This is a genomic window from Gordonia terrae (assembly GCF_001698225.1).
Taxonomy (GTDB): domain Bacteria; phylum Actinomycetota; class Actinomycetes; order Mycobacteriales; family Mycobacteriaceae; genus Gordonia; species Gordonia terrae.
The window spans coordinates 2,178,077-2,188,724 of record NZ_CP016594.1 but is presented as its reverse complement, the minus strand read 5'-3'; the positions used below and the strand labels follow the sequence as shown (position 1 = coordinate 2,188,724).

Below are 10,648 nucleotides of genomic sequence, written 5' to 3'. Positions count from 1 at the left end.
AAAGAAGTCAATGGCGCGCAAACCCGGGGCGAACGTCCCCAAGTCCCGCAAACGAGCAGGATCCGTTCCCTCGGCGACGGGACGGCAGGTCGACTGGATGCTGATCGGCGCCGTCGTGGTGGTCATCGGTCTCATCGCGGGTCTGGCGATCTATCTCGTCCCCAAATTCAACGAGCAGCGCGCCGAGCAGAAGGACGACGTCGCCGTCGAATCGGTGTCCGAGTTCGTGCCCACACCGCAGAACCCTGACCCGGCGGCCGCCATCCCGGGTGTGACGAAGCGGTACTACGAGGCCGCCCGCCACGTCACCGCCACGCAGCGCGTCGCCTACGACCAGTCGCCGCCGTTCGGTGGTCCCCACGACGAGATCTGGGCGACCTGCACCGGCGTCGTGTACCCGAACCCGCTGCGTTCGGAGAATGCCGTCCACGCTCTCGAGCACGGCGCGGTGTGGGTCACCTACAACCCGGACACCATCTCGCCGGAAGACCTCGACTACCTCAAGCAACTCGTCCGCGGCGAGCAGTACCTGTTCCTGTCGCCCTATCCCGGGCTCGACAAGCCGCTCTCGCTGCAGAGCTGGGGGCACCAGCTCAAGCTGGACTCCGCCCGCGACCCCCGCGTGAACCAGTTCATCACCGCGCTGCGTCGCAACATGATGCCCGGCGTCTACCCGGAGAATCCGCAGACCGCCGCGTATCCGGAGACCCAGGCGACCTGTACGGCCATTCCCGGCTTCGACCCGTCGAATCCCCCGCCGGCAGACCAGGGTGAGCCCGGCCCCGACGCGGTTCCGATGAACGGCGGCAGCGCCAACCCGATGCCCGCGGGCTGACGCGGGTCACACCCGAACGGCAGTCCAGGCACCTCCCCGGGGCCCGACGACCCGAAAAGACGACGAGGACCCAACGATGACCGACAGCAGCGATCGTCCGCACGCCCCGGACGAGACACCGACACCCGAGGCTCCCGAGCACACCGCGGAGACATCGTCGCGCCCACGAATCCTGCTCGCTCTGGGTGGGGCCGCCCTCCTGCTCTTCGGCGTCGGTCTCGGCCTTCTCATCCAGGCCAGCCTCGCCGACGACTCCACCGGTGAGGACTCGCCCGCGGCGAATTCGGCCGCCGTCGGTTTCGCCCAGGACATGACCCGCCATCACGAGCAGGGTGTGGAACTCGCGGCGATCGAACTCGAGCACGGCACCGACCCCGAGGTGCGGAGCATGGCGTTCGACATCCTCACCGCCCAGAGCAACGAGATCGGCCAGATGCAGTCGTGGCTGTCGCGCTGGGGGCAGCCCGTCACCAATCCCGGCGCGACCATGGCGTGGATGGGCCACGGGGACTCGGACTCCGGACACGACCATTCCGATCCCGCGGATCACACCGAGGGCGGTCATGATCACGGCAGCATGGACCACGGGGACGGCGACCACGGCAGCATGGACCACGGCGACATGTCGATGCCGGCGTCCGGGGCGCCCGCAGCAGGTGGCGCGGACTCCGACGCGACAGAACAGCCCGCGATGCCGGGCATGGCGACGTCGACGGAGATGGAACAGTTCCGTGCGATGCGGGGTCCCGAGGTCGACATCAGGTTCCTGCAGCTGATGCTGCGCCACCACGAGGGCGGCCTGCACATGATGGAGTACGCCGCCGACCCGGCCAACGTCGATCAGGCCTATGTCCGTGACCTGGCGTCGAGCATGAAGCGAACCCAGGACAAGGAGATCGCCATCATCACCCAGATGCTGGCACTGCGTGGCGCGCAACCGCTTCCGATGAACTGAGCGGCGACCTAACCGTCCGCGCCGTGCACTGAGCAACTTCGGTCGGGGCGTCCGCGCGCCCGACGAGCGATACTGGGGACCATGCTCTCCCCACGCCTCGCCGACGCCGTCGACGCGTTGCCGCTGACGCCCGGTCTGCGCGTGCTCGAGATCGGTTGTGGGCCCGGGGCGGCCGCACGCGAGGTGGCGCGGCGTGTCGGTCCGTCCGGTTTCGTGCTGGGTGTCGACCGGTCGACGAGGACCGTGCGCGCCGCTCAACGGTCGGCGATCGCCGATGGGCTCGGTCCGGACCGGTTCGACGTCGAGTGCAGCGCGGTCGAGGACTTCGTCCTCGGCGATCGCACCCCGTTCGACCTGGCGTTCGCGCTGCGGGTCGGCGCTCTCGACGGGCGACACCCCGATCTCTACGACGCGGCCGTGCGGGCCGTGGCCCGGGCCCTGCGTCCGGGCGGAATGCTGTTCGTCGATGGCGGTGATCCGTTGCGGCGCATCGACTTGCCGACGGACTGAGGCGGCCCGGTCCGGTCAGTCGTGCGCGAGAGCGCGTCTGACGGCCTCGCACTGACGGGCGAAGAAGTCCTCCGCGGTCGCCGTCCGCGGCGCGACGATGTCGAACCCGTGAAATGCGCCGGGCACCACGTCGACCTGGCACTCGACCCCTGCCGCGCGGAGCCGCTCGGCGTAGTCGCGGTCCTCGGTGGCGAACAGGTCGAGGGTGCCGACACCGATCCACGCGGGCGGCAACCCTGCGAGGTCGGTACGCCGCGCCGGGACCGCCTCGCGGGTGTCGGCGTCGCCCAGATAGCTGGACCATCCGAAGGCGTTGGCCGAGGCGTTCCAGAGGCGATGGTGCGGATCGGGTTCGCGTGTGCGGTCGTCGAGCATCGGGTAGGTCAACAGCTGCAACCGCACCGCCACCCCGTCATCGCGCGCCCGGAAGGCCAGTGCCGCCGCCAGTCCCCCGCCGGCACTGTTGCCGCCGATCGCGATCCGGGTGGTGTCGGTGTCCGGCTGGTCCGTCATCCACCGCAGTGCGTCGAGACAGTCCTCGATCGCCGCGGGGTACGGATGTTCCGGAGCCAGACGGTAATCCACCGTGACCACCTCGATGCCGGCACGTTCGGCCATCGCCCGCGCCCAGCGGTCGTCCTGCGCGGCACTGCCGGTGACGTAACCGCCGCCGTGAATCCACAGGAGTGCGGGTAGCCGTCCCGAAGAGTGTGCCGGACGGAACACGCGCACCGCGACCCCGCTCGGCGTCGTCGCGGTGGTGACGCGCGCCCGTCCGTTGCGGACCCGGTACAGCCGACGGACGACAGGGAGCGTGCGTCGTGACACGAGCTGTGCGGGCGCGATCAGGGCGACCCGGCGGAGGTCGGGAGCGAAATCATTGCGAATTCTCCAGCGAGTCAGCACAGACGGAGACTATTCGCCCACAGTGACCTGTGCGCGGAGTTCGTGACGATTCGCCGGGATACTGTGTCATGCTCTGTCCAGCGTCGCGTGCCGGTGGCGGACCGCGTCAGGCACGGAGGCGCTGGGACGAAAGTTTCGGCATGTCAGTCAGTTTCAACCACATCATCATCGGCGCGCACGATCCACAGGGATCCGCCGACTTCTACCTCGACGTACTCGGCGCGCGGCCGGCCCACAGCTGGGTCCGTCGTGAACATCCTTCTCGACGACGACACGCTGTTGCAGTTCGCGTCGGCACCGGTCGCCGATCCGGTATGGCGAGATCTCGGCCGGCGACGGCCGGCGCGTGTACTTCAAGGACCCATCGGGCCAGTTGCTGGAGATGCTCACCGGGAACCGTACGTGTGAGTTACTCGTCCACTCTGTCAGCAATAGGTATCGCTATTCGATACCTATTGCTGAACAGCACCTCGGCTTCCGTGGGCCCGCTTTGACCCTCGCAAACCGGGCAGAACGAGTTCGTGAGGCTACGCTGCACACTGCTCCCCGGTCCGGCCGCAGGGTACCTGCGTGCCGACAGCCGCTGCCGTCAAGCAGCAGGTATGCCGCCAAACGAGTGCGCCGCCGCTGTCAGACCTCCCCGGTACCTTCAAACGCATGGAATCGGTGTCGAAGTTGCTCGGCTACATCCCGCTAAAGGTCGGCGTCAACGGCGCCGCCGCCGTAGTAGTCGTGCTGATGTTCATCAGCATCGACCGTGATATGTCTCCGTCGATTTTGGAAATGATCGGGACCGGAGTCAGGCGAATTGGGATTGCTGAGAGCTGGACGTCCGCCACTCACGCGGAACTCACCGGAAATGCCTGGGGCTGGTACCTCCTCGGCTTTTCACTTGCAATATTGGTGGGCACGACATTTGGAGTTGCCACCGCAGTTCATTGGCACGACGGGGTCCTAGCGCCCTCATTGAGCTGGGGAACATACGTCGCAACATTTGCGGCTGGAGGGGTTACTGAGATTCTCGGGCCATGGGGATTCGTCGCGTCAGCTGGGCTCATGGCCACCGTCGGACTGTTAGCCGGTCTGGCTCAAAGCGACCGCGAGATAGTTGTAGTCGGATTTTGTCCACTCTATGTCCCGTTCTGCGTGCTATTTCAACTTGCACGCCCACGGTTTCACCCGCGAGTCGACGACTATCGCTAGTTCATGTGAACTCACGTGCCGATCGTGATGTGCAGACTCCGCGGGCTTCCAACTCCGCTGCGCCAGTGCATCGGACCAACCCCAGCAGGTCTCACCGACAGGTCGACAGGCCCGATTCTTGCACTACCAACAACAAGCGTCACTAGAGGACACCTGCGCCGGTTGTAATCGGCGCTTCTGATCCCAGGTGGCGCTTCTGCGGCAATGGTGCCCCCGGCAGGATTCGAACCTGCGGCCTTCTGCTCCGGAGGCAGACGCTCTATCCCCTGAGCTACGGGGGCTCATCGGGCGGGACTCAGCGTAGCGCACTGTTCCACCGGCGTCCCAATCGGGCAGCTCACGACACGCCGAGGGGGCTCTGCACCCGCACCGACGACCCGTGCTCACCGCGCAGGACATGCAGTTGGGCCGGGATTCGTGCCCGGAGTTCGTCGACATGACTCACCACGCCGACGACACGCCCACCGGTCCGGAGGTCGTCGAGAACACCCATCACGAGGTCGAGCGCCTCGGGGTCGAGGGTGCCGAATCCCTCGTCGATGAAGATGGTGTCGAGCACGCGTCCGCCCGACTCTGCGGATACGACGTCGGCGAGACCGAGTGCGAGAGCGAGCGATGCGAAGAACGTCTCCCCGCCGGACAGGGTCGTCGTCGCCCGGAGTGCACCGGTGTACTCGTCGCGCACCTCGATGCCCAGGCCGCCGCGCCGGCCCCGGACACCCGCGGCGTCGGTGTGGACGAACTCGTAACGGCCCGAGGACATCTCGCGTAACCGGCCGGACGCGGCGACGAGCACTTCATCGAGGCGCGCGGCCAGCACGTACGACCGCAGGGACATCCGGCGCGCATTCTGGCCTCGCCCACTGACCAGCTCGGCCAGTCCCTGGAGTTCGGCGTGACGGTCCCGCATCGGCGCCAGGGCGTCGAGGGCCGCCCAGAACTGGGTGACGAACTCCTCGAGCCCCGCCGCCTGCCGACCGGCCACGGCGTGTTCCTTCGACGCGGTGTCGAGGCGGCTGCGCGCGGCATCGCGATCGGCGGTGAGGCGGTCGAGGTCCGGCTCGGGAGCCGTCATCGCAGCCCGCACATCGCCGTCGGCGAGGGTCTCCTCCGCGGCGGCGCGCAGACTCGCCGCCTCCTGCAGCATCGCGTCCCACGCGGCGATGCGGGTATCCGGGGCAAACGCCGCCCGAACCGCCGTGACGTCGTCGAATCCCGCGCCGGCGCAGGCAGCGGACAACCGGTCGGTCGCCTCGGCCACCCGATCCCGTGTTCGCGCGGCCTCCTGTCGGGCGTCGCGCAACCGACGTGCGCGGCGGACCAGGTCGGCGAGTTCACGACGCCGCTCGGCGACCCCGCCGCGCCCACCGGTCGCTTCGCGGACTGCCGCGTCGAGCTCGGTGAGGTTCTCGCGCAACGAGTTCACGCGCTCGCGACGCGCCGACTGGCCCGACTCGGTGTCGGCGATGACGGTGCGCCACGCATCGATCGCGGCGTCGATCCGGTCGACGGCCTTCTGCAGTGCGGGTAAACGAGACGCGGCACGCTCCGCCGCGGCGAGTTCGGCACTTACACGGGTGAGGTCGGCATCGACGGTCGCGGCGTCGGCACCGCCGATGACGGCGTCGAGATGGGCGCGGCGTTCGCCGAGCGCGGCCACCGCGGATTGCGCGATGGCCTTGATCGCACTCGCCCGCTCCTCGGCTGCGGTCGCCTCCTCCTCGTCGGTGGCCGTCTCGAGCGAGCCGGCGACGTCCGTCGCCGGCTGCGGGTGCGCAACCGAACCACAGACGACGCACGGCTCTCCGTCGACGAGCTCGCCTGCCAGTTCCACGGCCATCCCGGCGAGGCGGCGTTCCCGGGCGTCGAGCACCCACTCCCGGGCGTCGGTATGCGCGTCGCGTGCGTCGAGCAGCTCCTTGTCGGCGGCGGCGAGCCGCACGAGGACCTCGTCCCGGTCGGTCAGGGCGTCGCGGACCCGTCGCAGTGCGTCACGCTCGGCCCGCAGCTTCGGGGCCTGCATGCGCAGGTCTCCGGCTGCCTGGAGCGCGTCGGCGGCCTCGGCACGCCGACCCGGTGCGGCCTCGAGTGACTCCCGTGTCCGGGCGACCCGGCGCTCGGCGTCGGCGAGGGCCGTGTCGAGTGCATCTATCTCGGCGACCAGTGCCGGCAGCTGCGCAACCCGCTGGGCGAGGGGTTCCCATCGACCCGATTCCTCGGTCCAGCGGTCGATCGCGGCGTCCAGGCGCTCGTCGAGGTCCGCGTCCGGCTCGACGGCACACAGGATCTCGCCCTCGGGCATCCGGCACAGATCGGCACGCGCAGCGACCACGGACTGTTCGGCGGCCGAGAGTTCGCGCGCCACCCGGTCGGAGTCGTCGGCGAGCGGCACGATCGGCGCCGCCCGCAGCGCGAGCCGGCGAGCGTGCGCGGCGGCCGCCAGCGACTGCTCCCCGTCGGCGAGCCGGGCCAGACGCTCGGTGGCCGCACGCCCCCGGCGTCGCAGCTCCACGAGCCGGCTCCCGCTCTCGTGGGCGGCCTGCGCCTGGTCCGCCGCAGCCTGTGCCGCAGTCGATTCCGCGAGCATGCGCTCCGCGACCACCCGGGCACGCTCGAGACATTCCTGCGCCCAGTCGAAGTCGGGCTCGGCGGCCGGGTCGGCACCACCGACCGCCACGATCTGCCCGGCGATCCGGTCGAGCACCGCGGTCTGCTCGGTCAGCCTGGCCGCGCTCTCGCGGGCCCGCTCGCGCAGCCACTCCTCGAGATCACCGAAGCGTTCGGTGTCGAACAGCCTCTCCAGCAACGCTTCCCGCTCATCGGAGTGCGCGCGCAGGAACCGTGCGAAGTCGCCCTGGGGCAGTAGCACCACCTGGAAGAACTGGTCGGCACTCATCCCGAGCAGCCGGACCACCGCGTCACCGATCTCGGGGATACGGGTCAGGTCGGGACCTGACCCGTCCACCCACATCAGCGTCGCCCGGGCGTTCACCTTACGGGTGCCGTCCCCGCGCTTCTTGAGTCGCTCGTGCTCGGGCGACCGCGTGATCCGCAGACGACGGGACGCGATGGTCGCCTCCAGTTCGACCTCCGGGATCTCGTCGGCCGCCGCGTGATCCGAATGCAGTCGCCGATTGACGTCACGCACGCCGGGGACCCGCCCGAACAACGCGAAGGCCACGGCGTCGAGCACCGTCGTCTTACCCGCACCGGTCTGGCCATGCAACAGGAACAGTCCGTCGCCGCCGAGGTCGTCGAAGTCGACGGTGATCTCGTCGGCGAACGGACCGAACGCGCGGATGCGCAAGCGATGCAACCTCATGCGGATTCCGCGACGATCGCCTCGATGTCGAAGAGAGTCAGTTCGGCGGCGTCGGATTCGGGCTCGCCGACCACGGCGCGCAGCGCCCGCTCGAGGAGCACCCGCTCCCCCTTCGTCGGCTCATCGCGCACGTCGGAGATGAACGAGGCGACGATCTCGGCGTCGCTCCGCCCACGCACACGGGACCGGTAGTCGACCCCGGAGCCGGAATGCGGACGCTCCCACTGCACGTGGACGGCGAACGGGAAACGCTCACGCAGGCGTCGCATCGCATCGGTGGGGCGGACCGGGTCGGTCAGCGTCACCTCGACGTAGTGGTCCTGCGCCGCGTCGTACTGCTGATCAGTCAGCAGATCGCCGAGAACGCCGGTGAGGGAGCTCAATTCGCGAACGACGGGCAGCTCGTGCGGACGGACCTCCGCGACACCGTCGGCGTCGAGGTCGATCACCAGGGCGGCCTTGCGATGGGTTCGCTCGCCGAAGGAGTACGGCAGCAACGACCCGCTGTACCGGACGGTGTCGGTGACGCGCTGCGGCGAGTGCAGATGACCGAGTGCCACGTAGTCTGCCCCGGAGAACGTCTCGGCGGGAACGGTTTCGACACCGCCGACGCTGATCGAGCGCTCCGACCCGGAGGCGGCGGCCCCGCTGACGAAGGCATGCGCCACCACCACGGACCGGGCGCGGCGCGCGGCGAGGTCGGTGCGGACCCGCGTCATGGCGGCGTCGAGCACCGCGGTGTGGCCGCCGGCCGACTCGACCCCGAGGTGGCGGCGCGCGGTGTCGGGTTCGAGATACGGGATGCCGTAGATCGCGACGTCGCCGTGGGCGTCGGCGAGCAGGACCGGCCGGTCGATGTCGGCGATCGAGGTCCGCAGGTGCAGGCCGCCGGCCGCCGCGAACCCCGATCCGGCGCCGAGCCGGGTGGGTGAATCGTGATTGCCGGAGGTGACGACGATCTGCGCTCCCGCAGCGGCGATCTCGGCCAGGCCCTCGTCGTACACCCGCACCGCGTCCGCGGACGGGACCGACCGGTCGTAGACGTCCCCGGCGACGATGACGGCGTCGGCCGACTCCGCCGCGACGAGCTCGGCCAGGTGGATCAGCGCGCGGCGCTGGTCGGCGAGGAGCTCGACCCCGTGGAACGTCCGGCCCAGGTGCCAGTCGGAGGTGTGCACGATGCGCATGGGCGCAACCTTACGGTCGGGTCCCGACAGATCGTGGGACGCGCGCTCGCCGGCGCCCGGACCCCGGGACGGCGGTCGGTTACCGGGCGTCGGTGGCCACCGCGTGCGGGTCGACTACCTGGGGTGGAACGGTCTGGTGCGCGGGCCGGACGAAGAAGAACGTCGCGACGACGCCGATCAGCAGCGCGGCCGCGGGTAGGTACAGCGACTGTCCCATCGCGGCGGCGAAACCCTCGCGGAGGAATTCCGGCAGCTGGCCCGCCGCGCCGTCCTGCGCGTTCTCGGCGTCGACCCCGGGCAGCTCGGCCGCGAGCCGGGTCTGCAGGAGCGCGCCGATCATCGCCGAACCCAGCACCGAGCCGATGACCCGCAGCGTGTTGTACACGCCCGCACCGGCACCGGCCTGATGCCACGGCAGGTTGCGGGTGGCCGTCGCCGCCAGCGGCGCCCAGATGCCGGCCGAGGCCACACCCATGAGGCACAGCGGGACGACGATCAGCCAGACCGGGGTCTCCGGACGCGCCACGAAGCCCAGCCACGCGATCGCGATCGCGTTCAGCAGCAATGCCGAGGACACGATCGTGCGCGGGTGCACGCGGTCGACCATCCGGCCGACGAACGGGGCCAGGACACCGGTCAGCACGGCCATCGGCACCAGGACCACCGCCGACTCGGTCGGCGACATCCCGCCGACGAGCTGGAGGAAGAAGGTCAGCGGGATCATCATCGCGGACACCGCGAAACCCATCGAGGCGATGCCGATGGTCGACAGCGAGAAGTTGCGGTCGCGGAACAGCGACAGCGGGACCAGCGGCTCCGTGCGGATCCGGGACTGCCAGTAGACGAAGACCCCGAGGACCACCAGACCACCGACGATGAGCAGCCAGATCCAGGCATCCCAGGCGAAGGTCTCCCCCTCCTGGATGCCGAAGACCAGCGCGGACAGACCGACGGCGGACAGCGCGACGCCGATCCAGTCGAACTGGTGGTCGTTGGTCCCGACCCGTGGGACGAGGATCGCGGCGAGGACGAGACCGACGACGCCGACCGGCAGGTTGATGAAGAAGATCCACTCCCAGCCGAATGCGTCGGTCAGGACACCGCCGAGCAGCGGTCCGACGAGGGTCGCGACGCCGGCGACGGTGCCCCACACACCCATTGCGGCGCCGCGCTTCTCGGCCGGGAAGATGCGCGTGATCAGTGCCATCGTCTGCGGGGTGATGAGCGCCGCGCCGACACCCTGGAGTGCGCGCGCGCCGATCAGCTCCCCGATCGACGACGACAACCCGCACCAGAGACTCGCCACGGTGAAGACCGCGAGACCGATCTGGTACATCGTCTTGGGACCGAACTTGTCACCCAGCCTGCCGGTGATCAGCAGCGGCACCGCGTAGGTGAGCAGGTACGCACTGGTGACCCAGACGACGCCGTTGACGTTCGTGTCGAGATCGGCCTGGATTCGCGGCTGGGCCACGGCCACGATCGTCATGTCGACGAGGATCATGAAGAAGCCCACACAGAGCGCCAGCATCGCGGCCCACGGCCGGGTGGTGACCATCTCGTCGGTACCCGCGTTCTCGCCGCGGGTGGCGTCGCTCGATCGCATTTTCCCGATGCTAGACCTGTCCGATTCGCCGACGACCCGCACGATCGCGGGGTTCGACCGCGACCGGGTCGTCTGTCGCCGGACATCATCGTCGTCGGACGTCATTGTCGCCGGACATCATTAC

The 10,648-nt window shown here is 69.3% G+C and carries 9 protein-coding genes and 1 tRNA gene; 5 read left to right on the top strand and 5 right to left on the bottom strand.

Annotation, left to right across the window (positions count from 1 at the left end; genetic code table 11):
* Window positions 1-10: 10 nt before the first annotated feature.
* The 3 genes from BCM27_RS09915 (at window position 11) to BCM27_RS09905 (ending at window position 2,300) form a co-directional block, all read left to right on the top strand.
* Complete coding sequence (locus tag BCM27_RS09915) at window positions 11-835, top strand: DUF3105 domain-containing protein (protein ID WP_033205431.1); 825 nt, start codon at window positions 11-13, stop codon at window positions 833-835.
* 76 nt (window positions 836-911) lie between these two features.
* Window positions 912-1,790: a DUF305 domain-containing protein gene (locus tag BCM27_RS09910; protein WP_004022690.1), complete on the top strand. Its 879-nt coding sequence runs from the start codon at window positions 912-914 to the stop codon at window positions 1,788-1,790.
* A gap of 81 nt (window positions 1,791-1,871) precedes the next feature.
* Window positions 1,872-2,300, top strand: a complete 429-nt coding sequence (locus BCM27_RS09905) for an SAM-dependent methyltransferase (RefSeq protein WP_004022689.1) — start codon at window positions 1,872-1,874, stop codon at window positions 2,298-2,300.
* A gap of 15 nt (window positions 2,301-2,315) precedes the next feature.
* Here the strand turns inward: BCM27_RS09905 and BCM27_RS09900 are convergent, their stop codons facing one another.
* Entirely contained in the window at window positions 2,316-3,206 is an 891-nt protein-coding gene (locus BCM27_RS09900) for an alpha/beta hydrolase (protein ID WP_239450681.1), read from the bottom strand.
* Between the two features lie 68 nt (window positions 3,207-3,274).
* On the opposite strand from BCM27_RS09900, the gene BCM27_RS26255 reads away from it, so the two are divergent.
* On the top strand, window positions 3,275-3,700 hold the full coding sequence (locus BCM27_RS26255; RefSeq protein WP_338085663.1) for a VOC family protein: 426 nt from the start codon (window positions 3,275-3,277) through the stop codon (window positions 3,698-3,700).
* A gap of 163 nt (window positions 3,701-3,863) precedes the next feature.
* Window positions 3,864-4,409 carry a hypothetical protein gene (locus BCM27_RS25760; protein ID WP_141638826.1) on the top strand — a complete coding sequence of 182 codons (546 nt, stop codon included), beginning with the start codon at window positions 3,864-3,866 and terminating at the stop codon, window positions 4,407-4,409.
* Window positions 4,410-4,614: 205 nt separating this feature from the next.
* Here the strand turns inward: BCM27_RS25760 and BCM27_RS09895 are convergent.
* From BCM27_RS09895 to BCM27_RS09880, 4 genes are all read right to left on the bottom strand, one after another.
* Window positions 4,615-4,690 (bottom strand) — tRNA-Arg (locus BCM27_RS09895).
* Between the two features lie 56 nt (window positions 4,691-4,746).
* Window positions 4,747-7,731: an AAA family ATPase gene (locus tag BCM27_RS09890; RefSeq protein WP_033205435.1), complete on the bottom strand. Its 2,985-nt coding sequence runs from the start codon at window positions 7,729-7,731 to the stop codon at window positions 4,747-4,749.
* Complete coding sequence (locus BCM27_RS09885) at window positions 7,728-8,918, bottom strand: exonuclease SbcCD subunit D (protein ID WP_004021138.1); 1,191 nt, start codon at window positions 8,916-8,918, stop codon at window positions 7,728-7,730. Before BCM27_RS09885 ends, BCM27_RS09890 begins: the two co-directional genes overlap by 4 nt.
* Before the next feature lie 79 nt (window positions 8,919-8,997).
* Window positions 8,998-10,524, bottom strand: coding sequence for an MFS transporter (locus BCM27_RS09880; RefSeq protein ID WP_004021139.1), 1,527 nt, complete (start codon window positions 10,522-10,524; stop codon window positions 8,998-9,000).
* Window positions 10,525-10,648: the final 124 nt, after the last annotated feature.

Coding starts and splice junctions, on each gene's coding strand:
- BCM27_RS26255 (WP_338085663.1), top strand. CDS start 3,275: ATGCTCTGTCCAGCGTCGCGTGCCGGTGGCGGACCGCGTCAGGCACGG.
- BCM27_RS09905 (WP_004022689.1), top strand. CDS start 1,872: ATGCTCTCCCCACGCCTCGCCGACGCCGTCGACGCGTTGCCGCTGACG.
- BCM27_RS09915 (WP_033205431.1), top strand. CDS start 11: ATGGCGCGCAAACCCGGGGCGAACGTCCCCAAGTCCCGCAAACGAGCA.
- BCM27_RS25760 (WP_141638826.1), top strand. CDS start 3,864: ATGGAATCGGTGTCGAAGTTGCTCGGCTACATCCCGCTAAAGGTCGGC.
- BCM27_RS09890 (WP_033205435.1), bottom strand. CDS start 7,731: ATGAGGTTGCATCGCTTGCGCATCCGCGCGTTCGGTCCGTTCGCCGAC.
- BCM27_RS09910 (WP_004022690.1), top strand. CDS start 912: ATGACCGACAGCAGCGATCGTCCGCACGCCCCGGACGAGACACCGACA.
- BCM27_RS09885 (WP_004021138.1), bottom strand. CDS start 8,918: ATGCGCATCGTGCACACCTCCGACTGGCACCTGGGCCGGACGTTCCAC.
- BCM27_RS09880 (WP_004021139.1), bottom strand. CDS start 10,524: ATGCGATCGAGCGACGCCACCCGCGGCGAGAACGCGGGTACCGACGAG.